Origin of the sequence: Halorubellus litoreus (assembly GCF_037081675.1) — an archaeon.
Lineage (GTDB): Archaea > Halobacteriota > Halobacteria > Halobacteriales > Natrialbaceae > Halorubellus > Halorubellus litoreus.
The window spans coordinates 976,956-1,002,249 of the sequence record NZ_JAZAQL010000002.1; the positions used below are offsets into that span (position 1 = coordinate 976,956).

Below are 25,294 nucleotides of genomic sequence, written 5' to 3' on the forward strand. Positions count from 1 at the left end.
TCATGTCTGTGTTCAGATAAAAGAGCGGCCTGGTTGGACAGGTCTGCGTGAACAGTCGCCGGAACCCCCGTTTCCTTTATGGTCGTGCTGTGGATACGGAGGGGTATGAGTAGTCAGGTCGACCCGGACGACACGGTGGCGGTGTCCGCCGATGGCATTGCCGTCGAGAAGTCGTTCGCGGCAGACGAGTTCCCCGTCCCCGCGATCCGGTTCGCTATCACGTCGAATCGCGACGAGGCGGTCACAGTACGCTTGCACGAGGACATCCCCGCGGACTTCCCGATGGACGGCGTCGGGTTCCACCCGGATTACGATAGCGACAACTGGACCGCGTTCCAGGACCATCACGTCGAGTACGAGCGCACGCTCGACCCGGGCGAGGAGGTCGTCACCGTCTACGGCATCCGTATCGAGTCCCAGAGCGACGTCCCCCAGTTCCTCACCGAACCGCAGGTCACCGAGGTCGACGCCGACGGTGACGCCGACGGCGAGGAAGCGGCTGGCGACGACAACACCATCGACGACATCGTGAACGACGACTCGAACCAGGTCGTCAAGGACATGATCTCGGGGAAGAGCGAGAGCGTCCCCGGGCTCGACGACGACGCTGACGCAGCCGACGACGACGCCGACGAAGCCGACGGCGAGGAATCCGCCATCGACCTCGACCTCGGGAGCGCGGAAGCGGCGCTCGACGCGGACGACGGGGCCGACGCCGACGACGGAGTCAGCGAAGAGGGCCCCGACGACGGACCGGAGATAGAGTTGAACATCGACGAACCGGACGCAGCGGCCGAGGACGAGAGTGACGACGCGGGGACGGACGAAGCTGACGCCGAACCGGTCGACGCGGACGTCGATACGGACGACGTCGACGCCGACGACGACACGGACGGCGATACCGACGACGCAGTGGACGCTGGAGCGGTCCAGGACGGCGACGACGAGTCCACCGGCGAAAGCGACGGAGCGGACGTGGAGTCCGACGTCGACGCCGAGTCGGACGTAGACGCTGCAGAAGCGACCGACGTCGACGACGAATCCACCAGCGTCGCCGACGAAGCGACCGGCGTCGACGAGGACGAGAGTGACGTCGACGAATCCGACGTGGTCGCGGCGCTTGCAGCGGCGGTTCGCGACGACGACGTCGACGACGACGACCTCGCCGTCATCCAGGACGCTATCGCACCAGCCACGCACGAGGACACTGACGTGGACGCGGACGCGGCGGCAGACGCTGGAATCGACGCGGACGACGTGGTCGCCTCCGGGAACGTCGCCGCGGCACTCGCGGACGAGTTCGACGACGGAACCGTCCAAGCAGACACCCGCGACCGCTTGCAGGACGCACTCGACACCCAGACCGCGGGCCCCGACGTCGCGAAGGTCGAACACCTCCAGTCGCGCGTGGAGGAACTCGCGGCGTACACCAGCGCGCTCGAGGAGTTCCTGGACGAGGAGGGGACCGCGAACCAGCTCCTCGAGGAGTACAACGACGAGGTGTCCGCGCTCCGCGACGACCTCCAGTCCGTGCAGTCCGCCGTCGGCGAGCACGACGAGGTCATCGAGGGCATCGAGGCGGACGTCGACGAGCTCGGCGACGAGAGCGCCGAAGCACACGACCGCATCAACGCTCTCGAGACGGACGTCACCGCACTCGAAGACGACCTCGAGAGCACCGCCAGCGACCTCGAGTCGACGACCGAGGACCTGGAAGCAACCACGGACGACCTCGAAGCGGACGTCGATTCGGTCGCCGACGACGTCGACACGCTCGAGACGACCGTCGACGAGCACGTCGAGCAGTTCACGACGCGCGTCGACGACGTCGAGGCGGACGTCACCGACCTCGACGAGGACGTGACCGAACTCCGCGACGACGTCGACGCCATCGAGGAGGACGTCACGGAGATCCAGGAGTGGCGCGACCAGCTCGGCGAGATGTTCTCCTAAGCCGCAGGGACCACTCCATACCAGTCCATAGCGGTCCGTTGCACTGCCTACGCTCGAAACGCAATCTGTTTACAGTCGAGACGATAGGTGTCGAGTGATGACAGCGACCGTCTCCGTCGCGGTTCCGCGCAAAGGCCGGCCACTGGAGGCCGTCCTGGAGCGGCTCGCGGCCCGCACCGGCGATACGAACCTCGCCGACGACGTGATCTCGACGCTTCGCTACGAGAAAGCGGTCACGAAAGGGTCGAAGCGAGAGCATCGGGACGTGTACCAGCGGTTGCGAGCGTACAGCGACATCGACGATGCGAGTGCACCGGAGTTCACGCTCCTCCGGGACGACCGCGAGGGATTCCCGCGACGCGTCGTGTTCGACAGCGTCACGTTCACGAGCGACGACGTCGACATCCATCTGGTCGGTCGCGAGGAACCGTTCCGTGCGCTCCGCACGCATTCGTTCGCGCTCGGGTTCGATAGCGCGGACCTCGTCCTGGAGGAGGTCGTCGGCCTCACGCCGGACCCGCTCGAGGACCTCGCAGGTGTGAACGAACGTATCGACCCGCACGATACGGACGTTCGCGTCGTCACGGGTCTCGGCGACACCGTCTATCACACGTTGATGGCGACGCCGGAGGCTATCGAGGGGTCGTCGCGGTCGACGCTCGACCGCGGGTTCGTCGCGGCCTACGAGGGCGAGCTCTGTATCTCGCCGCGCTACGAGCGCCTCGTCGAGGCCGTGCTCGGGACGGATGCGGTCGAGGACGTCGCGTTCACGTACGCCGAGGATGGTCGCGAGGAGGAGGCCGCGATCGCCGACTCGGGTGTTGGCGTCTACCTCACGATGAGCGGCTCGACGGCGCGAGACCACGGGCTGGAGCTCGGTGAACGGTTGTTCCCGAGCGAGACGGTCCTGATGTCGAACACCGCCGAGATCGACGAGGCGGCAGAACGCGCCATCTCCCTGTTCGAATCCGCGGAGTTGGACTCCGAGCTGGTCGTGCAGTAGGCTCAGTTCTCGACTCGTTCTCGCTCGCCACGAGCCCTTCGTTCGATATAGCGTCATAGGATTTACGAGACTGGTCTCGGACGCCCCACGGGTCTGAATTTGGACAGCGCCAGACCCCCGACACCGACAGGAACGCCTGAGAAGCCGCTGACGCGCGTTCGTCGGCGAACGCACATAGACGAGGGATACCGACCAGATACCGTCCACGAACGCCTGCTGGACGTGCTACTGGCGAGAGTGACGGCCGCGCGCGGCGTCTCAGCAGCGTCACTCGTGGAGAGCCAGTGCTCGCAACACGTACGGGTTCCAGCACCAACGAGCGACTGACTCGAATCGGTGGTTACTCCGACCGTGGTGGCAGCACCCCCCTCGACTACCCGACCGTCGCCGACCAATCCATCCCCCGCCGACCGAGGGGCTCCCTGAACACTCGAACCGTGCGGCTGTGGACCGAGCAGGACGCCGTCGACCGCGATGAGTCATCGCGGTGTCGACGCCCATCTCAATTGGATCGCTTGCGACTGACGGCCCGTGCACCGACCAAACGTACCAGATTCCATAACTGACGTGTGCGTGCATTCTGGAAGCAACACCGACACACACTACGAGAACGCGTTGTCTCCAACGCAACGAATACTCTGGTATACATCCGTTTCTATAGCACCATAGGGCGCAAATTGTGGTTCTACGCGATTGCATATGCGTGCAATCGGGGCGAGTTCGAAGTCCTATAGCGTAGGATAAGGTCTTTTATCTCCTGCTGTGGGATTAGATACTTGTGGGTGGGGTGAGAGCGTTCGAGCGTGACCGAACGCGACGACGCTCGCGGGTGGTGGGCGGAGCTACCAGATAGAGAACATACTTCGAAGCGGGTGCAATCGGCGGTCGATTGTCGTCGACCAGGCAGTGATTGGCCGCTCTGGAAGTGGACCAGTGGTGGAGGCTTCGAGAGCAGAGAATTCACCGGTCGAGATGGCCGCTCGACCCCGGGGTCGTGGAGCGCCGTCTTCGGTGCCCGAACCCCAGGGGTTTCAGGCCCGAAACCGGGTTCGATTTCGGGGGGTGTGCGGCGGTGAACGAACCCGACGTCGAGCGCGCCGTGGTGAAGACGTACGTCCCGGCGTACCAGAAGGACGCCTGGATCGAGCACGCCGACCGCCTCGACATGAGCCAGAGCGAGTTCGTCCGGACGATGGTGCAGGCCGGCCGCCGCGACTTCGCGGTCGATGGCTTCCCGGAGGCAGCCGACGACACGGCAGCGGCGGACCGGGAAGGCACCGCATCGAGTGACGCACCCGAGGACGACGCGGACGACGCCCGCGGCGAGTTCGAGGACCGCGTGTACGCGCTCCTCCGCGAGGAGACGCGGTCCTGGGACGACCTCCTGGAGGCAGTCACCGACGACGTCGAGGGGCGACTCGAGGACGCGCTCCAGTCGCTGCAGGCGTCGAACAAGGTCGTGTACAGCGGGCGTAACGGCGGATACGAGGCGGTCGAGGAATGAGCGAGACGGACGCCGACGCGGAGGGTCACGGGTCGACCGACGACCTCGACCTCGTGGACCACTACCTGGAGGACCAGCGCTTCCACGGGAAGGCCGAGCGGACGCGAGCGTCCTACGAGCGCGTGCTCAGGGACTTCGAGGCGTTCCTCGCGGACCCAGAGCGCGGGCCAGGCGGCCGGTCGACGACGCCCGACGCGGTCGATCGCCGCGAGTGCATGGCGTGGGTGCACGCACTCCGAGATACTCACGCCCCGAGCACGGTCGCGTCGTACGCCTCCTACGTGCATCGGTTCTACGCGTACATGACGCAGGTCGGCGAGCTCGACGAGAACCCGATGGCGCTCGTCGTCGAGGAGATGGACGAGGCGATCGACCCGGACCCGACGCGTCGCGACGTCTCGCTCGACGAGATGCGGGCGTTCGTCGCGACCGTCACGCATCCCCTGGAACGAGCGGTTATCGTGACGTTACTGAAGACGGGGATGCGTGTCGGCGAGTGCTGTAACCTCGACCTCCGGGACCTACAGCTCCCGGATTCGACGGCGAGAGCGGCGTTCGACGTCGATCAGCGCGTTCACCTGGATGGTCGTGGGCCGTCGCTGTACGTCTCTTCGGAGCCGTCGCGGGGGGCGGTCGTGAACGGCGAGGAGCGATACGAATCGAACAAACGCAAGCGCGATACGGTCGTGCCCGTGGACGACGAGCTCCGGACGGTCCTCGAGGCGTGGCTTGCGGTCCGGCCGGACGCGCGGTCCGATGCTGAGCCGTTGTTCGTGGACACGAGCGAGGAGTGGGGCGAGCGTCTTCGGGCGAGTGGCGTGCGGTCGTTCGTCACGCGGCACGCTCGCGACGCCGGCTGGTATCGGACGGGTGGTGGGGCGAGCGAGAACGTCACCCCGCATTACTTCCGGCACTTCTTCACGACGCACCTCCGGGACCGGACGGGCGACCGCGGGGTCGTCAAGTACCTTCGTGGGGACGTCGCGAGCGACGTCATCGACACCTACACGCACGACTGGGGGTCCCGCATCGCGGACGTCTACGACCAGCATATTTACTCGATAATCGAGTAATCCGGGGGGCGGATATACTCCGGATAAATCAAATAACGCTATACGAAACCCGGGAGTTCTGTTCCGCCACAACCTCGGAGGATAGAATTGATGCGTGCCTTCTAACCATCTCTGCTTGTTCAGAACTAAACTATATCGGCGTGTGCAGCCGTGTTACACGCCCGCTCAACCAATAATGGTTATCGGAACCTATCGAAGAGAGACGACCCTATGGCGACCGTTTCTCATACTTCAACCGACGAAGCCGTAACGAATATTACGCACACAACCAGTCTCGACGGACGAGTACCGATGGGCTACGACTGTCGGGGGTACACACAGCCAGTGAGTCCTGGTCGGCGAAGGAGGAACGCATGCTCGTTCATCCAGGTCGGTTCGAAACGCTGCGACCCACACGGGTTCGGTATTCGACACCTTGGCCTGCTGTTCAACTTGACCTGGTGAGGAGAACACCATCAAGATGCCCCTAGACCGACGTACCGTCCTGGAGGCGCTCGCTGCTGAGACCGATGCGGCGACACCGGAGACGACCCCCCTCAAGTCACTCGCCGAGACGCTAAACGCGGACCTGTCCTCCGTCCGCACCCACATCCAGGCGCTCGAAGCGTGTTCCCTGGCCCGAATCGAGGGCGACGAGCACGTCCGGGTGACGGTCACCGGCGAAGAGTTGCTCGCTCTCGACACCGACGACGCGATCGTAGTCGACCCATCTCTCCTCGACGACGTCGACTGACTGCGCATCCCCGAGCGGTGTTCGGGGGTGGTCTTTATCAGGACGCCGTGCATCCGCTTTCGTAGTGGAAGTGGACGAGTGATGTCCGAGAACGAAGGTACTGCATCGGCCTCTGATTCCGACGAGGTAACGTACGACCCCGAGAACAGCCAGTACAACCTCTACGAGTGTTCCGACTGCGACAACGTCGTCCTGACGATTGGCCGCGACGAGCCGCCGATGTCCTGTCACGACGAACCGATGGAGCGCATCACGGACATCGAGATGCGGGTCAAACAGCCCGATGTGAAGCAGGTGCTCCTCGAAGCGTTCGGACTGCCGAAGGCGGGCCTCGACATCTGTCTGTGCGTCATCGGTGACGGCCCGCTGTCCGCGAACGAGGTCGCCGAAACGCTCGGCTACGACAGGAGCACCGTCACCCGATACCTCAACAAACTCGTCGAACTCGGACTACTGCAGCGGTCCGAACTGAACCGCGAACAGGGCGGTGTCGTGAACGTGTATCACTCCATCGACCTCGAACAGATGCGGCGAGACACCCTCATCGGGTTCTACGTCTGGGCGGGCGAAGCCGCCGAACTCATCGAGGACGCGAACCTCACGAAGCGCGACTACCTCGAGGAGAACCCGGACCAGGATCTGCCCGACGTCTTCTGGGACTCCCTGACCGAGGACTGAGCAACACGCCCGACGTCGACGACGGTCGGGGAGTGCTGTCGGGCGTGCAACGCGCTTGAATCACCGACAGACGTTCTTATCGGTCGCCGTCGAACCGTGCTGTATGGCTGATTTCGACGTTCTCGTGATCGGCGGTGGCACTGGCAACAACGTCGCTGCGGCGGCAGCCGACGCTGGACTACGGACGGCTCTCGTCGAACCCGGCCCGCTCGGCGGCACCTGCCTGAACCGCGGCTGCAACCCCTCGAAGATGCTCCTGCAGGCAGCCGAGGCCGTCCACGACGTGCACGATGCAGAACGCTTTCACGTGAACGCAACGCTCGATAGCGTCGACCACGCCGCGGTCGTCGACGAGATGGAATCGCTCCTCGGCGGAATCGCCGAGGACATGGAGGCCCGTTACCGCGAGAAGGAGAACCTCACGTTGTTCACGGAGTACACGGAGTTCGTCGACGAGCGGACGGTCGAACTCGACGGGGAACGAGTGACGGCCGACAAGGTCGTCGTTGCTGCTGGCAGTCGACCGATCGTCCCACCCATCGACGGCCTCGACGATATCGACTACCTGACGAGCCAGGACGCCCTCTCGCTCCGGGAGACCCCCGACAGCCTCGTCATGCTCGGCGGCGGGTACATCGCCGTCGAACTCGGGTACTTCTTCGAGGCGATGGGGACCGACGTGACCGTCGTCGAGATGATGGACTCGCTCGTCCCGCGCGAGGACGGCGACGTCGCCGAGGCGTTCACCGAGATCGCGTCCGAGCGCCACGACGTCTACACCGGGCATCGCGTGACGGCGGTCGACGAGACCGGTACCGGCTACGCCGTCCACGCCGAGACCGAGGCCGGGGAGGTGGCGACCGTCGAAGGCAGCGAGGTGCTCGTCGCACTCGGCCGCCGCCCCAACACCGATACGCTGAACCTCGACGCGGCCGGCATCGCGGTCGACGACAACGGGTTCGTCGAGACGAACGAGCACCTCGAGACGTCAGCCGAGGGCGTCTGGGCGCAAGGCGACATCGCGGGGAACGCGCTGTTCAAACACTCGGGCGACTACGAGACCCAGCACACGGTCGCGAACGTCGTCCACGACGAGCACCGCGAGCTCGACCTCTCCGCGATGCCCCATACCATCTTCACCGAGCCGCAGGTCGCCGGCGTCGGCGCGACCGAGGACGAACTCGCAGAAGAAGGCGCCGAGTACGCCGTCGGGCGAGCGGACTACGCGGACTCGGCGATGGGACGTGCGAAGAAGCTCGACGACGGATTCGTGAAGGTACTCGCCACTCCGGACGGCGAAATTCTGGGCGCGCACGCGCTCGGCTACGAGGCGTCGGCGTTGCTGCACGAGGTCGTCGTCGCGAAGCGGAACGACGTCACCGTCGCCGAGATGGCCGACACCATCCACGCACACCCGACGTTGAACAAGATCGTCGAAAGTGCGTTCCAAGACGTCGGCGAGTGACGAGGGATTCGACTCGGGTCACGGGCCAGATACCGACCGCGAAAGCGATGCATCAGGCTCCCCGTGGACTGTGCTAGACGTCCGTCTTCGATCGGTTCGCGGCCGACTGACGGCGCTCCGAGCGGCAGCGATGGACCTCTTCTCGCAGGAGCTGTCGCCGTCGACGGGGTACGTCGCGACGCTCCTGAACGGGTGCCTGTTCGCGCCGTCGCTGTTGACGTTCTGGCTCGTCAACGGCTTGCTGGACTTCTCGACCGCACTGACCATCGGCGCGGTGGCCACGCCCGCCGGACTCCAGCTCCGCCTGCTCGCGTACCTGTTGCTCGTCCCGGTGTTCTTCGCGCTCCGCGTCGCCATCCACCTCCTCCATCCGACTCACCGACGCCAGATCCTCGCCGGCACCTGCCCGAACGCCCGCTACCTCAGCCTCGACTGGTTCAGCATGGGCATCCTCGCAACCGGCCTCCCACTCGCACTACAGGACTTCGGACCTTGGATCGGCATGAACGCAGTGTTCATCGCTGGCGTGTTCCTCGCGCCGAGAGCGATGCGTCCACGCCGCGGTCGCGTCGTCAAGCTCACCGCAATCGCGGGCGGGATCGTGCTCTTCCTCTACGCGAAGTACGGCGCACTCGTTCCACTCCTACCCGCTCCAGGGCTGGTAGTGGGGCCGATAGCGACGCTCCAGCTCACCGACCCTACGACGACGTGGCTATTGGCCGTCGTCAACAGTCTCGTCGTCGGACCGGTTATCGTCGGAGCCGTGGGCGTCGTCATGAATCACGTGTTGACGCGGCCAGAGCTCACCGACCTGCCGTTCGTGGCGCACGCGATGCCGCGCCGCGACCCTGACGCGGTCGTGGTCGCGAGCGCCGCCCTCGGGACGGCGTTCTACCTGCTCGTCGTCGCAGCAGCCACCGGCCAGCTCGCGCTGTTACCCTGACAAGGCGGACGCTGCCAGCCGTCGAGCGGTGCGTTCAGTCGTCCTCGATGGCGGGGTCGAGGCGCGCGACGCACTCCGCGGCGGTGTTCGTGCCGTCCTCGTTCGTGCACGGGAAGACGGCGACGAGGTCGTCACGGTCGTACACGGCGAGGCACTGGAGGGGAAGGTGGACGACCTCCTCCGCGTGTTCGGATACCAGCGTCGTCCGCTCCCGGTACCGGAACGCTGGTTCGAGACTGTGGCCGTTGCAGGCGGCCCACGATTCGAACGCCTCGATGCGGTCGTGAACGAGCGACTCGCCGTCTTCGGGCGGCGAGGCCGGGACCGACCGCCCCCACGTGTGTATCGAGACGTCCGCCAGGACACCGGTGGCTTCGAGCTCGCGGAGGGTCGCAACGGTCTCGCGACGCCCGTTGCCCGGCGGTGGCGAGCGCTCTCGCGTCCACACCTCCACGCGCAGCGTTCGGTCCGCGACTTCGTCCAGCACTCGCTACACCTCTCGTTCGACCGCGGGCGGCGTGCTCGACCGGAACTCCGCGGCCCGCTGCTCGCCGAGGTCCATCAGTTCCGCGAGGAACCCCGGCGACCGGTCGACCTTCGTCGAGCAGTGATACGTCTCCCCCATCGAGATGCGTCGCACCGTCACCTTCGAGAAGTCGCTCTCGGGGAGGTGCCCCTCGTCGACCCAGTCGTTGACACGCTCGACGACGCGCAGTTCCTGATTGAGCGAGATGTTCCCCGAGAGCTCGTTCCGTCGGTCCGCTATCTCCTCCAGGGACGTCGGTTCTCCCTCCCGTTCCTGGGGATTGATCTGGATGACCCACAGCTCATCGGGCTTCCGGTCGGCGTCGACGCTCAACAGGTCGTCTATCGGCGGGTTCTGGGAGAACAAGCCGTCCCAGTGATAGTGCCCGTCGATCTTCACTGCCTCGAACATCGACGGCACGGCCGCGGACGCGAGGATGGCCGTCGGCGTCACCGCCTCGTTCGTGAACGTCTCGAAGATACCTGCGTTGATGTTGACGGTCCCGACGACCAGTTCGGGCGTCTCACGCCCGCAGAGGTCCGGGACCGCGTCGAAGTCGATGTGTCGCTCGAGGGTCTCCCTGATCTCCTTCTTCCCGAGTTCCGCCCCTGGGACGTCGTAGGGGCTGACCTGGAGCATCGGCACGCCGGCGCTCCCCAGCCGGTTCAGCCCGACGACGAAGTCGTTCACGAACCGGTCGGAGACGCTCGACGCGGAGAGGTCCTCCCAGATGGCATCTAGGAGCGAGATGGCTTTCGCCTCGTCGCCCGTCACAAGTCCGTACCACGCCGCGAGCGCGTTGAACGCGCCACCGGAGGTGCCGCTGATACCGACGAGTTCGTGGTCGTCATCCCACTCCCGGAGCAGTCCCTTCAGCACGCCCGCAGTGAACGCTGTATGGCTCCCACCGCCCTGGCACGCGATGGCGACACGGGTCGGGTCGTCCGCCGCCTCTCCCTCCGCAGCCGACTCGTCCATGGCGGTATCACTCATAGGTCGTCGTGTAGCCGCCGTCCCAGAGCATGTCGCCGCCGTTCAGGTGCCGTCCGTGCTGTGAGAACCCGAACACGAACAGGTTCGCCACCGCTGCGGGCGTCATCATCTCCTTCGTGCGAGCCTGCCCCAGCATGACGTCCTCGACGACCTCGCGCTCGGAGATACCGCGCTCGGTGGCGGTGTCCTCGATCTGGTCGACCATCAGCGGCGTCAGGACGTACCCGACGCTCACGGAGAACCCCCGAAGGGTGCCCCCGCCTTCCGCAGCGATCGACTTCGTCAAGCCCTCCAGGCCGTGTTTGGCGGTGATGTACGCGGGCTTGTCCTGGGTCGCGTAGTGGCCGTGCACCGAGGACATGTTCCCGATGGCGCCGACGCCATCACCGGACTGCGTCCGGTCGCTCGAGGCGTCGTCCGACGACTCGTCGTCGTCGGTGTCGCGGATGTGTTGCATCGCCAGTTTCGAGATGAGAAACGGCGACCGGAGCATGATGTCGAGCATGAGGTCGTACCTCTCCATCGGGAACTCGGCGATGGAGGCGATGTGCTGCATTCCGGCGACGTTCGCGACGAACCGGAGGTCGCCGGCGTCGGCGGCGGTGTCTATCATCGACTCGACGGCGACGTCGTCGGTCAGGTCCGCGGCGACTGGCTCGATTGAGCCTGGCGCGTCGACGTCGTCCGCGAGTGCGACGGTCTCGTCGAGGCCGTCCTCGTCGATGTCCGCGGCGACGACCGTCAGGCCGTTCGCCGCCAACGCCACCGCGAGTGCCTGCCCGATGCCGGAGGCACCGCCCGTGACGACCGCGACGGACTCCGGGCCGAAGTACGGGTCCTCGAGGACGAGGAGGTCGTCCGCTGCAAGCGTCGGTTCGGATAACTCGAAGTCGTCGTCGGTTGGCATACGTACGCACTCGTAGGCTGGCTGCGCGTATAGGGGTACGTCGGGTGTGCAACGCCGGGACAATGAGGGGCGTCGGGAGAGCGGTGGCGGTGGGTCAGGCGAGGAACTCGCTCGCGAGGACGATGACGCCCACGATCGAGAAGACGACGCCGAGCGCGGGTTCCATGACCTCGCTGGGGACGTGCTTGCCGACGCGCGTCCCGACGGTGCCGCCGATGAGGACGCCGGGGATGGACCACGCGACGATGTGGACGGGGAACGCGTCGACGGAGACGGCGTGAACGGCCGCGCCGGCGATGGCGGCGATGGCGAGGACGAACACGCTCGTCGCGACCGCGACCCGCGGCGGCATCCGACAGCGGACGATGAGCTGCGTCGTCGTCACCTCGGGAAGGCCGGCGCTGATGATGCCGGTGATGAAGCCGCCGGCGGTCGCCAGCGCGACACCTGGCGGCCGCCAGCAGGTGTCGTAGTCGAACGTCTCACCGTCCGCGGCCTCGATCGTCGTCTTCCCGCGGCCGTCGTTCTTCTTCTTGAGGTACTCGCCCTCGCACTCGCCGGGCTCGCACTTCTCGGGCGGGTCGTAGTACACGAGGAACCCGCCCAGGAGGAGGAGGCCGGCGCCGAACGCGAGCTTGAGGAGCGTCGTCGGAACGAGATGTGCGGCGAACGCACCGACGACGGTCGCGGGAACCGCACCGACCAGCAACCACTTTGCGGTCCGGTAGTCGACGACGCGCTGTCGGACGTAGTTCAACAGGCCGTTCCCCATGCCGAACACCTCGGTCATGAGGCCGGCGCCGATGGCCGTGGCGGGCGGGAGGCCGACGACGAGCATGAAGAACGGACTGAAGAACAGCGCACCGGAGACGCCGGATGCGAGCGCGACCAGCGAGAACACGATTGACGCGGGGAACACCCACCAGTGCGCGAGGAACTCGTCGACGGGAAAGCTCTCGGGACCCGGGAGCGTCTGCGCGAGCGCGACTCCGTCGCCGACCAATGCGAACGTGAGCAGGGGCACGACGAGCACGGCTCCAGCGACTGCCCAACTCGTAGACGTGAGACGACGACCTCGCATCAGTCGAACAGTTCGGCGACGATTGCGTCCTCGGGAATCCACCCGACGAACTCGCCGCCCTCGAAGGGGATGTCGGTGGCCGCGATGTAGTTACAGAGGCCGACGTAGAAGTCCACGAGCAACCCGAGCGCAACGATTTCACTGTTCGAGTAGTAGTGCGTCAGGGCGTCGTGTATCTGGTCGGTGACGGTGCCGGACTCGACGGCGCGCGCGTACTGGAGAAGGACGTACTCGGCGTCGTCGAACCCCGAGAAGTCGCCGCCGCCGATGGCGCGCATCTCGTCGATAGTGACTCCCTTGTCGCGGGCGATGTCGACGTGCTGGTGCCACTCGTAGCGAGCGCCCCGAGCCCGGGCGACGGTGAGGATGACGAGTTCCTTGCGTCGCTGCCCGAGCTGGTCGTAGAGGACGTTCAGATACTCGAGCGTCGCCTCGAGTACCTCGGGGTTGTGCGCCCAGATGCGGAAGATGTGGCGGTCGCCGAGGTACTCGTCGGTGAACAGGTGCTCGTATTCGTCCGGTATCTCGTCTCGGTCCAGGAGCGGTAAGCGTGACATGTGTTGCTGTCGGTTGCGGTTTCGTGGTTCGAGTGCTATTCGTGGGAGACCTTGGTTATCCGAGGACGCCGGCACCGAGGAATGCACCGAGGACGACGCCGTAGATGACGTGGACCGTACCGAACATCATCATCATGCCCTTGTCGGGTTCGATGCCGATGACGCCTCGCATCCAGAACAGCATCCCGCCGATCATGAGGACGATGCCGTAGACGAGGCCGAGGCCGACGGCGACGAGGATGGACGACAGTTCGAGACCGACTATCGGAACGCCGACGGCGAACACGGCACCGGCACCGATGCCGTACAGGAGGTGCAATAGCATCCCGGGCATCGCGTACTCCTCGGGATCGCCACCAGCGAACTTCGCGACGAGGCCAGCCGTCGGCGGCGGGCTGTCGTCGCCCAGCACCATCATGAAGACGGTCATCACGATCGTCGCAACGAGTCCACCGGCCAGCCCTGCAGTGAGTGAAGCCATAGTGTGTGAGTGCACAGAGACGCGATATCACCTAAACCGTAGTGCGGTCGTTGAAGCCCGCTGCACACCCGCGGCAGCTACCATCGAAAGAAGGAGAGATTATTACCTCTAGCTCGGTCAGGCAGCTACCTTGTCAGTATCCGTCGAGGAGAGGTAGCCCGACGCACTCCGGTGGTCTCGGAAGCACAAGTTTCGGTTACCATCGCGTAACCTCGTACGTGCTCGTGGTAGAAACCACACGACTGCGACCAGCCCTCTCCAGATGGACGCGGGTTCCAGTGACGTCGTGGACACCGGTAAGGCCTACTCTGGTTGCAACGGTTAACCCCGTCACGGGCCCGTTGTTATCCATGACTCCATCAGAACACTCTCGTCGTAACTTCCTCCGTACCGGCGCTGCAGCGACCGCCGGCATCACCACCGGACTCGCCGGCTGTCTGAATCTCGGGGGCGGTTCGTCCCCGGATTCGCTCACGCTCGGCACGCTCAACGTCTTCCCGATGATGCAGTACTTCGTCATCGACCAGCAGGGCTGGTACGACGACCTCGGCCCCGATATCACGGTTCAAACGTTCGGCGGTGGCCCCCCGCTCGTCCAGGCGTACGCGTCCGGGAACATCGACTTCGCGTACGTCGGCATCAGCCCCGGACTCGTCGCCATCGCCAACGGCGTCTCCTCCAAGGTCGTCGCCGCGAACGTCCTCGAACCGAACGTCATGGTCGGCAGCCAGGAGTTCCGATCGTACTGGACCGACCACGGCGCCGACGCCTTCGAGCAGTTCCGCGCCGACAAGGGCCGCAAGCCGAAGTTCGCGACGCTTCCCGCCGGCTCCACGCCCGACGTCTTCCTGCGGTACTGGATCACGGAGGTGCTCGGCCTGAGCCTCGACGTCGTCGAGATACTCGGCCAGAGCCCGAGCGCGCTCCAATCGACGCTCTCGACGGGGAACGCCGACGCGGGCAGCGCCATCGAGCCCGTCCCGACGCTCCTCAAGGAGAACCCCGACAGCGACATGCAACCGTTCAAATACGCTGGCGAGATCATGCCCGGACAACCCGGGGCCGTCCTCCAGCCCTCCCAGCGACTACTCGACGAGAACCCCGGTCTCGTCCAGGAGCTGGTGAACATCCACGTCCGCGCGACGTCGTTCATCCACGAGAACCGCACCGCTGCCGCCGAGATGGCGAGCGAGGTCATCGGGAGCGACATCCTCACGACGGACGTCGCCACCAAAGCCATCAACTCGCCGGCGTCGAACTTCATCTCGAACCCCAAGCGTATCGTGGACAAGTCGCTGGTCTACAACGACTTCCACCAGCAACTCGGCTCGGTCGATACGGACCTCGCGGAGAGCGACGTCTTCGACCACAGCTATTACGAGGAGGCGAGCAGTGGCGAGTAGCACCGAGACCGACACCGACCCCGCTGGGTACCCCACGGGGAGACTCGGCTATGACCAGGGTCGGTCCATCGGCATCCAACTTGCGGCCCTTGTCGGGTTCGTCCTCGTCTGGTGGGCCGGTGCGCTCGTCACACCCCAGAATCTCCTCCCGCAACCGCCAGCGGTCCTCGAGGTCCTCGTCGCCGACGTCAGCTCCGGGCTCGTCTTCGAACTGACCGTCCAGAGCCTCCGCCACTACGTCCCCGGATTGCTCGTCGGCTCCGCGTTCGGGATGGCCGTCGGCGTCCTCGTCGGTTGGTCCGAAACCGTCGACCTCTCCGTCGGCACCGTCGCCAGCATCCTCCGTCCGGTGCCGCCGCTCGCGTGGATTCCCTTCGCCATCATCTGGTTCGGTCTCAACGACAGCGGGGCCGCGTTCATCATCGGCATCGTCGCGTTCTGGATCAACTACTACAACGCCGAGAGCGGCGTTCGGGGCGTCGACCAGCAACTCCTCGAAGTCGGGCAATCGCTCGGCACGAAGACCGACCTCGGGCTCATCCGGCGAGTCGTCCTGCCGTCCGCGCTCCCCGACCTCTTCACGGGCTTCCGAACCGCCGCCGGGCAGGCCTGGATGGTGATGGTCGCCGCGGAACTCCTGGGCGTGCCCGGCATCGGCAAGCACCTCTGGGACGCCGCGAACTTCCTCCAGATGCAGGTCGTCATCGCGTACATGCTCGTCATCGGCGTCCTGTTCCTCGCCTCGGACCGCCTCATCAAACTCCTCGAAGCCCGCATGCTCGCCTGGCGCTAACCATGACTCCGAACCACTCATCGACCGAGAACGACCCGGACGGCGAACCGACCGGCACCGACACGCATGCCGACGCAGCCACCGGCGAAACGCCACAGATAGCCGTCGCCGACGTCTCGAAGACGTTCCAGACCGACCGCGGCCCGGTCGAAGCCATCACCGACGTCACCTTCGACGTCGCACGCGGCGAGTTCGTCTCCATCGTCGGCCCATCGGGGTCGGGGAAATCGACCGCGTTCCGCATCATCGCCGGTCTCGAAACGCCGACCGACGGCGCCGTCCACGTCGACGGGACCCGCGTGACCGAACCCGGCCCCGACCGCGGCATGGTCTTCCAGGACGACGCGCTGTTCCCCTGGCGGACCGTCGCCGGCAACGTCCGGTACGGCCTGGAAGAGGTCGGTGCGCCTGAGGGATTCTCCGTCGACGAGCGCGTCCAGTACTGTCTGGAACTCGTCGGCCTCACCGACAAAGCCGACGCGTACCCGAAGGAACTCTCGGGCGGGCAGCGCCAGCGCGTCGGCATCGCACGCGCACTCGCCGTCGACCCCCCGATACTCCTGATGGACGAACCGTTCGGGAGCGTCGACGCCCGCACGCGCACCACGCTCCACAGGGAACTCCTCGACATCTGGGCGGCGACCCGGAAGACCATCTGCTTCGTGACCCACGACATCGAGGAAGCCGTCTACCTCTCCGACCGCATCGTCGTGTTCTCCGACGCGCCAGGGACCGTCCGCGACGTCGTCACCGTCGACCTCGACAGACCGCGGGACCGGACCGGCGACGCCTTCACCGACATCAAGGCCCGCGTGCTCTCGTACTTCGAGGACGAACCTGGCTGACTCCTACTCGAACACCCCCATGTACTGCCCGAGTCAGTCGCCCCTACCTCTAGTTTCAATACGAACGAGCCGAAGTAATGACCATGCAGGAGGCTGGCTTCCGGTCGGTGTTCGAACACAGCAACGACGCCATCCTCATCTTCGACCCCGATGCCGACGAGATCCTGGCTGCGAACCCGCAGGCGGCCGACCTCCTCGAGTACTCCACATCGGAGCTCGAATCGCTGAGTCCACGAGACATCCATCCCGACGAAATCGACGCGTTCGAGGCGTTCGTCGACACCGTCTACGCCGACGGGAGCGGGTGGACGAGTTCGCTGTCCTGTCTCACCAAGAGCGGCCGAAGCGTCCCGGCCGAGATCTCCGCGACCACGTTCGACTACGACGGCCGAGACGTCGTTCTCGCGTCGATACGCGACGTCAGCGACCGCGAGGAACGCGCGGCGATACTCGACGACCTGGCGAGTACCGCGGCGGCACTCATCCGCCTCGAGGACCGGACGGCCATCGCCGAACACGCCGTCGACGCCGCCGACCGCACTCTCGACCTCGAGCTCTCACACGTCTACCTCCGCAGCGAAGCCGGTGAGGAGTCGCGACTCGAACCGGCAGCCGTCACTGACACGTTCGCACGAACGGTCGGAGACCCGCCCGCGTTCGAGCACCCCGACGGGTTGCTCTGGTCGACGCTCGAAGCCGGCACGCCACGGGTGTTCGACGACGTCCGTGCCGAGGCCGGCGACGAGATGGCGACCGACCTCCCGTTCCGGAACGCGCTCCTGTTCCCGCTCGGCGACCACGGCGTGTTCGGTATCGCCTCCACGGAGAACAGGGAGTTCGACGAGTTCCACTACGACGTCGCCGAGATACTCGCCGCACAGGTCCACGCAGCGCTCGACAACGCCGCACAACTCCGGGAGCTCGAGGCGAAGAACGACCGCCTCGACGAGTTCGCGAGCACCGTCAGTCACGACCTCCGGAACCCGCTCACGGTCGCCCAAGGCCACCTCGAACTCGTCAACGCCTCGCGCGACGACGACCACGTCGACGCTATCGAGGAGTCGCTCGACCGCATGGAGTCGCTCATCGACGACATCCTCAGGACCGCGCAGGCCGACCACGCGGACGTCGACCTCTCGGTCGTCTCGCTCTCCGCGTTCGTCGCGGAGTGCTGGAAGCACGTCGCGGCTGGGAACGCGACCGTCGAGGTCGCCGAGGACGCGGCGCTGTGCGCCGACGAAAACCTGTTCAAGCAACTCCTCGAGAACCTCTTCCGGAACGCCGCCGAACACGGCCGCGCCGACACGAGGAACGACGACGAGATCGCAATAACCGTTGGCGCGCTCCACGACGGGTTCTACGTCGCGGACGACGGCGTCGGCATCCCCGAGAGCGAGCGAACGCAAGTCCTCGAAGCGGGGTACAGCGAGGACGAGACCGGTACCGGGCTCGGACTGAAGATAGTCATGCGGATCGCGAGCGCACACGGCTGGTCGCTCACGGTCACGGAGAGTGACGCTGGCGGCGCTCGCTTCGAGTTCACCGACGTCGAACTCGTCTAGTGAGCGCGATGCATGCGGAGAGACGGTCGTTCGTGTCGACGTCGTTCCGCCGAACTAGATGGTGAGGAGCTCGTAGCCGCGGTCGGCGAGTTCACCGACCGAGGGGGCGTGCTGTCCGGAGTCGCTGAGGAGGTCGACGTTCGCGCGCTTGCAGGAGTCGGTGGCGTCGAAGGCGTCCGCGCAGTACCCGCACGCGCCGGCGAGGAGCCCGCGGCTCTGGATCGTCCGCCATCGGTGGCTGAACGGGCGGTCCGGGTCCTCCGCGAACTCCGTCGCCCACTTCGTCGCCGTCCCGTCGAGGAACATCTCGACGTCGTGCCCGGCGTCGTCCAGTTCGATGGCGTACCCGAACGCGTTGTTCGCGGTCGAACCGTCTTCCGGCCCGGCGTTCAGGAGGATGGCGTACTTGTCCGTCTCGTCAGCGTCCGCCACTGGTTGTTCGTCAGTTTGTCCAAGGATACTGTTCAGGAAGCCCATACGAACACATCGACGAATACGATAATAACCACCCGGCGCTCGTGCAATCGCGACCCACGACCGACGGCGACTCGCCGACCCCGTCGTTCGGTTGCCCGGGCAGCCGTTTGATGCTCGCCGGGAGCGTGTCCTCGGTATGGGCGTTCTGGACGTACTCCCGCGAGACGCGATACCGAGCATCGACGACCCCGCGTTCGCGGCGTCGTACTTCGACGACGACGATACCGTCATCGTGGTCGAGAGCGACCGCCGCGAGCGCACCTGGTTCGAATCCTGAGCTATCACGAGAGAGTGAACGAATTCGATCTCGCGTGTGCTCTTCTTGCACTTCCGCGAGACCGTTTTCATCCCCGAGTTCCTTCCCCGAACCGGGGAGTCGACACGCGCTTCGCCCACCGTCTGCTCCCCCTCTATTCCCCCTCTCCCCTTCCCGCCTCCATTCATCCTCGACACCTGTTTCTATTTTCTAACCAGACTCAGCGGTGGATAACCGAGCGGTTTCGAGACGCGAGTGCGACACCGACTGCTGTTTATGCACTCCGAGAGCGATGTTCGTGGTATGGACGAAGTCGACTTCATGGTGATCGGTTCCGGGTCGGGACTGGACGTGGCGAACGCCGCTGCGAATCGAGGACAGTCCGTTGCAGTCGTCGAGAAGGGACGGCTCGGGGGGACGTGTCTCAACCGGGGCTGCATTCCGTCGAAGAAGCTGCTGTACCACGCGGACGTCCTGGAGATGGTCGAACGCGCCGGCGAGTTCGATATCGACGCCGAGGTCTCTGGCGTCGACTTCGCGAAGATCGTCCGTGAGGTCAACGAGGAGGTGCACGCCGACGCGGCCTCGATTCGCGAGGGGCTGCGGTCGTCGCCACGACACGACCTCTACGAGGGCGAGGGGCGGTTCGTCGACGAGCGTACGGTCGAGATAGTCAGCGGCCAGGACGAGGGTGCACGTATCCATGCAGAAACCGTCCTCATCGCCGCCGGAACGCGCCCCTCGATTCCGGAAATCGACGGGCTCGACGACGTGGACTACCTGACGAGCACCGAGGCGCTCCAGCTCGAGACCCCGCCGGACCACCTGGTCGTCGTGGGCGGCGGCTACATCGCGGCGGAACTCGGGCACTTCTTCGGGACGTTCGGGAGCGACGTCACGATAATCGGTCGGCGTCCGAACCTGCTCCCCGCCGCGGACGACGCGGTGGCGGCGGCGTTCACGGAGCAATACGCCGACCGATTCACCGTCCATACCGGGCACGCCGCCACGGCGGTCTCGGGCGACGGCGACACAGTGACCGTCGAGGCGTCACCGTACGAGTACGGCGAGGACGGCGGGGTGGTGGACGACGCTGAATCGGTGTCGGTCACTGGAGATGCGTTGCTCGTCGCCGCGGGGCGGACGCCGAACACGGACCGTCTCGACCTCGACGCCGCGGGCATCGAGACGGACGACCGCGGGTTCGTCGCAACCGACGAATACCTCCGCACGACCGCGGACAGCGTGTGGGCGCTCGGGGACATCGTCGGGGAGTACCTCCTGAAGCACAGCGCGAACCACGAGGCGAAAGCGGTCGCGCGGAACCTGTTCGGAGAGAACCTCGAACCGGTGGACTACACCGCGATGCCGTTCGCGGTGTTCGCGTCACCGGAGGTCGCAGGCGTCGGTGCGACCGAGCGCGAACTCCGCGACGCGGACCGCGAGTACGCGACCCGAACGTACCAGTTCGACGAGACCGCTCGCGGGAGCGCCATGCACGCCGACGGATTCCTGAAGGCCATCATCGACCTCGACGGCGAGATACTGGGCTGTCACGTCATGGGACCGGAAGCGTCGAACCTCATCCAGGAAGTCGTCGTCGCGATGACGGCCGGCTCGGGCACGGTACAGGACATCCGCGACGCCGTCCACATCCACCCCGCACTCTCGGAGGTCGTCCAGCGCGGCTTCTCCGGGCAGTTCACGCGCCCCACGGACCACTCGCACTCTCACTGACCCGGGGCGGGTTCGTCGCTGGTCTGTCCACCCAGGAGTCGGGTCTGCGTGCGGCCGTGGTCCCGGCAATCTCTGACTGCGGTATTTAATGGTTTGTTGGAGTTGCACGCGCTTCACACGCCGACACGCCCGATATATGCGGTGGTGGTGTAGGCACGTCCGCAATGGCAAAAGCAGCAATCGTCGTACTCGCAGGAACAGAAGGTCACGAGAACGCAGGACGCGTGTTCAACGCGCTCGAAACCGCCAAGGAGTTCGCCGAGAACGACGGCGACGAGGTCGAGCTCGTCTTCGACGGCGCCGGGACACAGTGGATCCCCGAACTCGAAGACGAGGGCCACGACTATCACGAACTCTATCAGGCGGTTCGGGACAACGCGGCGGCCTGTGACTACTGCTCGGGCGCGTTCGGCGTCGAGGACGCCGTCGCCGACTCCGGCGTCGTCACCCTCGACGACTACGAGGGCCACCCGAGCATCCGGTCGCTCGTCGCCGACGACTACGAGATCATCACCTTCTAGGGTCGACCGCGGTCAGATGAACGCCCTTCTGGCCGCAACAGCTCCCACCGACAGCTCCCCCCGTCTCTGCCAACTCACTCACCGGCGTCGTCGACCGAGTAGATACGCTGTCTCGCATCGACGAACGAGATTCGAGACGTGACGAGACCGTTCTCCTCGAGTCGCTTGAGCGCATACCGCACGGTCCGCGGCGAGAGGAACGTCGAATCCGCGAGTCCCGCCTGCGTATCCTCGCCCTCGTACTCGAGCGTCTTCGCCACGAGCTTCGCACTCGGTGGCAGTTCCTCGAGCGGAGTCACGGTTCCATCGGTCGTCTGAGAGGATTGCTCCACCATCACCTACAGGGTGACGTGGAATCCTCTTAACCGACTATCGTGCATGCAACGCCGACGCACGACCGGGCCACGCATCACATATGTCCAGATACATGCCGAGGTTCGCTGACGAGCCCTGACCAGGTTGCCAAACATTTATCCAGGTTAATCAGCAGATTGGTCGGCTGTCCGTTCCGCCTGTCGGGTCTGAGCGACGCCCAACGGGCCAGTCGTCGACGTCGCAGTGACCAGTCGCAAGAACTGGCCAGCGTTCGTGAGGAGTTTGTTCTCGGCCTTCCGGAGGTGCTCTTCGAACGTTGAACGAGCGACGGCGGTCTGTTCAGCCAGGTCCCGGAGGGAGGTCTTTCGCGGTTGTTCGTAGTAGCCGCGTTCCAGTGCCAATTGGAGTGCCGCTAGCTGTCTGTCAGTGAGGTCCTCGAACAGTTGATTCGCCGGAGCCAGCATGCTGTGGGGGATCTGCGTCTCCGAGATCGGGGTCTTCGCGAGCAGTTCGATCTCCCTGTCGGACCGCAAATCACCGAGTAACTCCCGGACGTCTTCACCGTCGAATGCGACCACCGTGTAGTGTTCCCAGCCTTGGCGGTAGATCGTCGGTGACTGATACAGACAGTTGTGCTTCTCGAAGCGGTCGATGATCGATTCTTCCAGTGAGCAGAGACACGACTGCGTGACGACGTGATACCCGTCCTCCCCCTCCGATTCGTGGAGGACGGTCCCAAGCTGACTGATCTCGTCGAGTAGCTCGTCAGTCGGCGTCGCCTCTGAGGTGATTTCGAGGACCTGACAGTCGCTCAGCGGCCACTCACGGATCGTCAAGTCCGGGTGGCGCTCGGAGATTTCTCGGTACGGACACTCGTGCTTGACCCGTATCGAAGCTTCGTGAAGGCTCATACGACGGACTTTGAGTTGGCCAAAATTAACAGTGCCGGTCATGGCCGGCATCACCTATATGCAAATATCTCCTCTATGCTCGAATACCGATGCAGGATATTACGCCGGAAGAACTCTGCGAACAATTACGAAATGGTGATACCGGGCCGCTTATCCTTGACATCCGTCACGAAGCGGATTTCGAGGACTGGCATATCCCAGGCAGTATCAACGTCGATGTCTACGACGAATTGACTGACGACCCTGAACGGGCCAAGGACGCTCTATCTGACCTGCCTCAGGACGATCGGGTCGTCACGGTCTGTGCCGCAGGCGTCGTCTCTGAGACCGCGACGGAAGTTCTCCAAGAGCTGGACTACGATGCAGTGACGCTCACCGATGGCATGAACGGCTGGAGCCGGGTCCACCGCCACGCGGAGGTACCCGCCGATCTCGATGGCGCGCTCATTCAGGTCGCACGTCCGGGGAAGGGCTGCCTCTCGCACGTCCTCGTTTCAGGCGGTGAAGCAGTCGTCTTCGACCCGTCACACTATCTCGACAAATACGAGGCGATCGTCGAGGAGCACGACGCCGACGTGGTCGGCGTTTTTGACACGCACGCCCACGCCGACCACGTCTCGGGTGCAGCGGAACTCGCCTATCGGCACGACGTCCCCTACTACCTCCATCCGAAGGATGCACTCGGCATCGACGCGACGCCGGTCGAGAATGGTCAGACCGTGACAGTCGGCAGTTTCGACATCGAGGTCATTCACACGCCGAGACATAGCGAGGGGAGCGTCTCGTTCGACATCGACGGCGCCACCCTGATCACGGGCGATACGCTCTTCCACGAGAGCGTGGGCCGCGTCGAACTCGGCGTCGAAGCTGGGATCGAAGACTCCGACGTCGAGCAGAACGCGGCGACGCTCTACGAGAGCCTCCAACGATTGCTGGCCCGACCGGACGACGCGCTGGTCCTGCCAGCACACGACCCTGGCTCGCCCGAACCACCGGTGTCGGCGACCCTTGCGGAGGTCGAGAAACGGAACGACGACCTTGGCCGCGACCGAGAGGAGTTCGTCCGCGAACTCGCAGCTGACATCCCGGATCATCCGCCGAACTTCGAACGCGTCAAGCGGACGAACGTGGGGCAGGAATCGGTCCCGAGCGACGAACTGGCCGAGTTGGAACTGGGCCCCAACAACTGCGCTGCTGAATGAATCTATGAGTACGGGAACTAAAATCAAGCAAGGGATCCGCGAGCACCTCGGACAGTTCTCACTCCACGTCCTGCTGGTGTTCGCCACCGGCCTGACCATCGGGTCCGAACGGACCGTCGTCCCCGTTCTGGGCGAAGAGGTACTCGGCGTCGAATCGTTCCTCGTTCTCGGCTCGTTCGTCGTCTCGTTCGGAATCGTGAAGTCGATCCTCAATCTCTACGCTGGCAAATGGGGTGAGGAGTACGGCCGCAAGCCGGTGCTCGTCGCCGGGTGGGCGACGGCACTCCCCCTGCCGGTCATCCTCATCTTCGCGCCGAGCTGGGCCTGGATCACCGTCGGGAACATCCTGCTCGGTATCAACCAGGCGTTGACGTGGAGTATGGCGATCAACGCGAAGATCGACCTCGCAGGGCCCGACCAACGTGGACTTGCGGTCGGCATCGACGAGTCGTTCGGCTACACTGGCGTCGCCGTCGGGGCATGGCTCACGGGCGTTATCGCCGGTCAGTGGAGCCTCCGGCCGGAGCCGTTCTACTTCCTCGCGGTCGTCGTCGTGCTGGCGTTCCTCATCTCGATATTCCTGATCGAGGAGACCGTCCAGTACGCCCAGGCCGAGGGAGACGACGACCACCACGACGCGAATCTGCCGTTCAACGAGGTGGTGAAGCGAGCGACCTACGGTGACAAGACGCTGTTCGCTGCGGCTCAAGCCGGCCACATCGAGAACTTCGTGGATACGCTGTTCTGGATCGCCGTCCCGCTGTATCTGGTAAGCCAGGGTCTTGGTATCGCAGCTGTCGGTGTCGTCGTCGGTGCCCACAGCGCGATGTACTTCCTCCAGATTGCGACCGGTGGACTTGCTGACCGTATCGGTCGCCGACCGCCCGTCATCTGGGGGATGTTCCTCGCAGGTGCCGGCGTCCTCGGAATGGTACTCGTCGAGGGGTACCTCGCGTGGGTCGTCCTGGCCGGTATCTCCGGCCTTGGTATGGCGTTGCTGTATCCGAACCTGATGACTGTGCCAAGCGACGCCGCCCACCCGACGTGGCGGTCTGCAGGGATGGGCGTCTACCGGATGTGGCGTGACTCCGGCTACGCCGTCGGAGCCATCCTCATCGGGCTCTCGATGGAGTTCGTCAACGCAGAAGCCGCATTCTACATGACCGCACTCCTGATGTTCGCGTCTGGTGCAGTCGTGTACGTCTGGATGGAAGAGACTCACCCTGAGTTCGGAACTCACGAGCCACCTTCACCCGCTCCCGCGGAAGGGGCTCCAACTATCTCTCAAGACTAGTTCAGCAATACGGGGCTTCACGGGGGGAACCGGCGGTGACCCGGTTCGAGGTCGAGTCGGCAACTGACGTCGATCTCTGCC

General features: G+C 65.0%; 26 protein-coding genes. 17 read left to right on the forward strand and 9 right to left on the reverse strand.

The genetic code is table 11. From position 1 onward, the window contains the following. Window positions 1-105 precede the first annotated feature (105 nt). The 8 genes from VYJ16_RS12135 to VYJ16_RS12170 all read left to right on the forward strand — a co-directional run bounded on the left by VYJ16_RS12135 (window position 106) and on the right by VYJ16_RS12170 (window position 9,352). Complete coding sequence (locus VYJ16_RS12135; protein WP_336350567.1) at window positions 106-1,953, forward strand: hypothetical protein; 1,848 nt, start codon at window positions 106-108, stop codon at window positions 1,951-1,953. 97 nt (window positions 1,954-2,050) lie between these two features. Continuing rightward, complete coding sequence (locus VYJ16_RS12140; RefSeq protein WP_336350568.1) at window positions 2,051-2,956, forward strand: phosphoribosyltransferase HisG-related protein; 906 nt, start codon at window positions 2,051-2,053, stop codon at window positions 2,954-2,956. 1,072 nt (window positions 2,957-4,028) lie between these two features. Then, a complete protein-coding gene (locus VYJ16_RS12145; protein WP_336350569.1) occupies window positions 4,029-4,460 on the forward strand; it encodes a DUF5805 domain-containing protein in 432 nt (143 codons plus the stop codon). Then, a complete protein-coding gene (locus tag VYJ16_RS12150) occupies window positions 4,457-5,533 on the forward strand; it encodes a tyrosine-type recombinase/integrase (RefSeq protein WP_336350570.1) in 1,077 nt (358 codons plus the stop codon). Before VYJ16_RS12145 ends, VYJ16_RS12150 begins: the two co-directional genes overlap by 4 nt. Before the next feature lie 460 nt (window positions 5,534-5,993). Then, window positions 5,994-6,266 (forward strand): hypothetical protein, encoded by a 273-nt coding sequence (locus VYJ16_RS12155; protein ID WP_336350571.1) that lies wholly within the window; start codon window positions 5,994-5,996, stop codon window positions 6,264-6,266. 81 nt (window positions 6,267-6,347) lie between these two features. Then, a complete protein-coding gene (locus tag VYJ16_RS12160) occupies window positions 6,348-6,944 on the forward strand; it encodes a helix-turn-helix domain-containing protein (protein ID WP_336350572.1) in 597 nt (198 codons plus the stop codon). Between the two features lie 103 nt (window positions 6,945-7,047). After that, the gene (locus tag VYJ16_RS12165; protein WP_336350573.1) at window positions 7,048-8,409 is read left to right on the forward strand and encodes a dihydrolipoyl dehydrogenase family protein; all 1,362 of its coding nucleotides are present in this window, start codon (window positions 7,048-7,050) and stop codon (window positions 8,407-8,409) included. 130 nt (window positions 8,410-8,539) lie between these two features. After that, window positions 8,540-9,352 (forward strand): hypothetical protein, encoded by an 813-nt coding sequence (locus VYJ16_RS12170; protein ID WP_336350574.1) that lies wholly within the window; start codon window positions 8,540-8,542, stop codon window positions 9,350-9,352. Window positions 9,353-9,386: 34 nt separating this feature from the next. On the opposite strand, the gene VYJ16_RS12175 is transcribed toward VYJ16_RS12170, so the two are convergent. The 6 genes from VYJ16_RS12175 to VYJ16_RS12200 form a co-directional block, all read right to left on the reverse strand. After that, complete coding sequence (locus VYJ16_RS12175; RefSeq protein ID WP_336350575.1) at window positions 9,387-9,839, reverse strand: HTH domain-containing protein; 453 nt, start codon at window positions 9,837-9,839, stop codon at window positions 9,387-9,389. 3 nt (window positions 9,840-9,842) lie between these two features. Next, window positions 9,843-10,871, reverse strand: coding sequence for a patatin-like phospholipase family protein (locus tag VYJ16_RS12180; RefSeq protein ID WP_336350576.1), 1,029 nt, complete (start codon window positions 10,869-10,871; stop codon window positions 9,843-9,845). Next, window positions 10,864-11,778 (reverse strand): SDR family oxidoreductase, encoded by a 915-nt coding sequence (locus VYJ16_RS12185; RefSeq protein ID WP_336350577.1) that lies wholly within the window; start codon window positions 11,776-11,778, stop codon window positions 10,864-10,866. The genes VYJ16_RS12180 and VYJ16_RS12185 overlap by 8 nt, the downstream gene beginning before the upstream one ends. A gap of 94 nt (window positions 11,779-11,872) precedes the next feature. Next, the gene (locus VYJ16_RS12190) at window positions 11,873-12,802 is read right to left on the reverse strand and encodes a sulfite exporter TauE/SafE family protein (protein ID WP_336350578.1); all 930 of its coding nucleotides are present in this window, start codon (window positions 12,800-12,802) and stop codon (window positions 11,873-11,875) included. A 56-nt stretch (window positions 12,803-12,858) separates the two neighbouring features. Continuing rightward, the gene (locus VYJ16_RS12195) at window positions 12,859-13,416 is read right to left on the reverse strand and encodes a carboxymuconolactone decarboxylase family protein (protein ID WP_336350579.1); all 558 of its coding nucleotides are present in this window, start codon (window positions 13,414-13,416) and stop codon (window positions 12,859-12,861) included. Between the two features lie 55 nt (window positions 13,417-13,471). Then, window positions 13,472-13,897, reverse strand: a complete 426-nt coding sequence (locus VYJ16_RS12200) for a hypothetical protein (protein WP_336350580.1) — start codon at window positions 13,895-13,897, stop codon at window positions 13,472-13,474. Window positions 13,898-14,247: 350 nt separating this feature from the next. Between VYJ16_RS12200 and VYJ16_RS12205 the strand changes: the two genes are divergently transcribed. From VYJ16_RS12205 to VYJ16_RS12220, 4 genes are all read left to right on the forward strand, one after another. Further along, a complete protein-coding gene (locus tag VYJ16_RS12205) occupies window positions 14,248-15,300 on the forward strand; it encodes an ABC transporter substrate-binding protein (RefSeq protein WP_336350581.1) in 1,053 nt (350 codons plus the stop codon). Further along, a complete protein-coding gene (locus VYJ16_RS12210; protein ID WP_336350582.1) occupies window positions 15,290-16,093 on the forward strand; it encodes an ABC transporter permease in 804 nt (267 codons plus the stop codon). Before VYJ16_RS12205 ends, VYJ16_RS12210 begins: the two co-directional genes overlap by 11 nt. Before the next feature lie 2 nt (window positions 16,094-16,095). Continuing rightward, window positions 16,096-16,938, forward strand: coding sequence for an ABC transporter ATP-binding protein (locus VYJ16_RS12215; protein ID WP_336350583.1), 843 nt, complete (start codon window positions 16,096-16,098; stop codon window positions 16,936-16,938). Between the two features lie 77 nt (window positions 16,939-17,015). After that, window positions 17,016-18,500: a sensor histidine kinase gene (locus tag VYJ16_RS12220; protein WP_336350584.1), complete on the forward strand. Its 1,485-nt coding sequence runs from the start codon at window positions 17,016-17,018 to the stop codon at window positions 18,498-18,500. 54 nt (window positions 18,501-18,554) lie between these two features. On the opposite strand, the gene VYJ16_RS12225 is transcribed toward VYJ16_RS12220, so the two are convergent. Further along, window positions 18,555-18,932, reverse strand: coding sequence for a DsrE family protein (locus VYJ16_RS12225; RefSeq protein ID WP_336350585.1), 378 nt, complete (start codon window positions 18,930-18,932; stop codon window positions 18,555-18,557). A 181-nt stretch (window positions 18,933-19,113) separates the two neighbouring features. Between VYJ16_RS12225 and VYJ16_RS12230 the strand changes: the two genes are divergently transcribed. From VYJ16_RS12230 to VYJ16_RS12240, 3 genes are all read left to right on the forward strand, one after another. Beyond that, a complete protein-coding gene (locus tag VYJ16_RS12230) occupies window positions 19,114-19,254 on the forward strand; it encodes a hypothetical protein (RefSeq protein ID WP_336350586.1) in 141 nt (46 codons plus the stop codon). A gap of 282 nt (window positions 19,255-19,536) precedes the next feature. Continuing rightward, window positions 19,537-20,970: a dihydrolipoyl dehydrogenase gene (locus tag VYJ16_RS12235; RefSeq protein WP_336350587.1), complete on the forward strand. Its 1,434-nt coding sequence runs from the start codon at window positions 19,537-19,539 to the stop codon at window positions 20,968-20,970. Between the two features lie 164 nt (window positions 20,971-21,134). Further along, on the forward strand, window positions 21,135-21,491 hold the full coding sequence (locus VYJ16_RS12240) for a DsrE family protein (protein WP_336350588.1): 357 nt from the start codon (window positions 21,135-21,137) through the stop codon (window positions 21,489-21,491). A gap of 74 nt (window positions 21,492-21,565) precedes the next feature. On the opposite strand, the gene VYJ16_RS12245 is transcribed toward VYJ16_RS12240, so the two are convergent. Continuing rightward, window positions 21,566-21,826, reverse strand: a complete 261-nt coding sequence (locus tag VYJ16_RS12245; RefSeq protein ID WP_336350589.1) for a helix-turn-helix domain-containing protein — start codon at window positions 21,824-21,826, stop codon at window positions 21,566-21,568. 144 nt (window positions 21,827-21,970) lie between these two features. Beyond that, window positions 21,971-22,717: a helix-turn-helix domain-containing protein gene (locus VYJ16_RS12250; protein ID WP_336350590.1), complete on the reverse strand. Its 747-nt coding sequence runs from the start codon at window positions 22,715-22,717 to the stop codon at window positions 21,971-21,973. A gap of 89 nt (window positions 22,718-22,806) precedes the next feature. Between VYJ16_RS12250 and VYJ16_RS12255 the strand changes: the two genes are divergently transcribed. Together VYJ16_RS12255 and VYJ16_RS12260 are read left to right on the forward strand one after the other, a co-directional pair. After that, the gene (locus VYJ16_RS12255; protein WP_336350591.1) at window positions 22,807-23,919 is read left to right on the forward strand and encodes an MBL fold metallo-hydrolase; all 1,113 of its coding nucleotides are present in this window, start codon (window positions 22,807-22,809) and stop codon (window positions 23,917-23,919) included. Window positions 23,920-23,923: 4 nt separating this feature from the next. After that, the gene (locus VYJ16_RS12260; RefSeq protein WP_379762334.1) at window positions 23,924-25,213 is read left to right on the forward strand and encodes an MFS transporter; all 1,290 of its coding nucleotides are present in this window, start codon (window positions 23,924-23,926) and stop codon (window positions 25,211-25,213) included. Window positions 25,214-25,294 lie beyond the last annotated feature (81 nt).

Coding starts and splice junctions, on each gene's coding strand:
- VYJ16_RS12135 (WP_336350567.1), top strand. CDS start 106: ATGAGTAGTCAGGTCGACCCGGACGACACGGTGGCGGTGTCCGCCGAT.
- VYJ16_RS12140 (WP_336350568.1), top strand. CDS start 2,051: ATGACAGCGACCGTCTCCGTCGCGGTTCCGCGCAAAGGCCGGCCACTG.
- VYJ16_RS12150 (WP_336350570.1), top strand. CDS start 4,457: ATGAGCGAGACGGACGCCGACGCGGAGGGTCACGGGTCGACCGACGAC.
- VYJ16_RS12155 (WP_336350571.1), top strand. CDS start 5,994: ATGCCCCTAGACCGACGTACCGTCCTGGAGGCGCTCGCTGCTGAGACC.
- VYJ16_RS12160 (WP_336350572.1), top strand. CDS start 6,348: ATGTCCGAGAACGAAGGTACTGCATCGGCCTCTGATTCCGACGAGGTA.
- VYJ16_RS12165 (WP_336350573.1), top strand. CDS start 7,048: ATGGCTGATTTCGACGTTCTCGTGATCGGCGGTGGCACTGGCAACAAC.
- VYJ16_RS12170 (WP_336350574.1), top strand. CDS start 8,540: ATGGACCTCTTCTCGCAGGAGCTGTCGCCGTCGACGGGGTACGTCGCG.
- VYJ16_RS12180 (WP_336350576.1), bottom strand. CDS start 10,871: ATGAGTGATACCGCCATGGACGAGTCGGCTGCGGAGGGAGAGGCGGCG.
- VYJ16_RS12185 (WP_336350577.1), bottom strand. CDS start 11,778: ATGCCAACCGACGACGACTTCGAGTTATCCGAACCGACGCTTGCAGCG.
- VYJ16_RS12195 (WP_336350579.1), bottom strand. CDS start 13,416: ATGTCACGCTTACCGCTCCTGGACCGAGACGAGATACCGGACGAATAC.
- VYJ16_RS12200 (WP_336350580.1), bottom strand. CDS start 13,897: ATGGCTTCACTCACTGCAGGGCTGGCCGGTGGACTCGTTGCGACGATC.
- VYJ16_RS12205 (WP_336350581.1), top strand. CDS start 14,248: ATGACTCCATCAGAACACTCTCGTCGTAACTTCCTCCGTACCGGCGCT.
- VYJ16_RS12215 (WP_336350583.1), top strand. CDS start 16,096: ATGACTCCGAACCACTCATCGACCGAGAACGACCCGGACGGCGAACCG.
- VYJ16_RS12220 (WP_336350584.1), top strand. CDS start 17,016: ATGACCATGCAGGAGGCTGGCTTCCGGTCGGTGTTCGAACACAGCAAC.
- VYJ16_RS12230 (WP_336350586.1), top strand. CDS start 19,114: ATGGGCGTTCTGGACGTACTCCCGCGAGACGCGATACCGAGCATCGAC.
- VYJ16_RS12235 (WP_336350587.1), top strand. CDS start 19,537: ATGGACGAAGTCGACTTCATGGTGATCGGTTCCGGGTCGGGACTGGAC.
- VYJ16_RS12240 (WP_336350588.1), top strand. CDS start 21,135: ATGGCAAAAGCAGCAATCGTCGTACTCGCAGGAACAGAAGGTCACGAG.
- VYJ16_RS12245 (WP_336350589.1), bottom strand. CDS start 21,826: ATGGTGGAGCAATCCTCTCAGACGACCGATGGAACCGTGACTCCGCTC.
- VYJ16_RS12250 (WP_336350590.1), bottom strand. CDS start 22,717: ATGAGCCTTCACGAAGCTTCGATACGGGTCAAGCACGAGTGTCCGTAC.
- VYJ16_RS12255 (WP_336350591.1), top strand. CDS start 22,807: ATGCAGGATATTACGCCGGAAGAACTCTGCGAACAATTACGAAATGGT.
- VYJ16_RS12260 (WP_379762334.1), top strand. CDS start 23,924: ATGAGTACGGGAACTAAAATCAAGCAAGGGATCCGCGAGCACCTCGGA.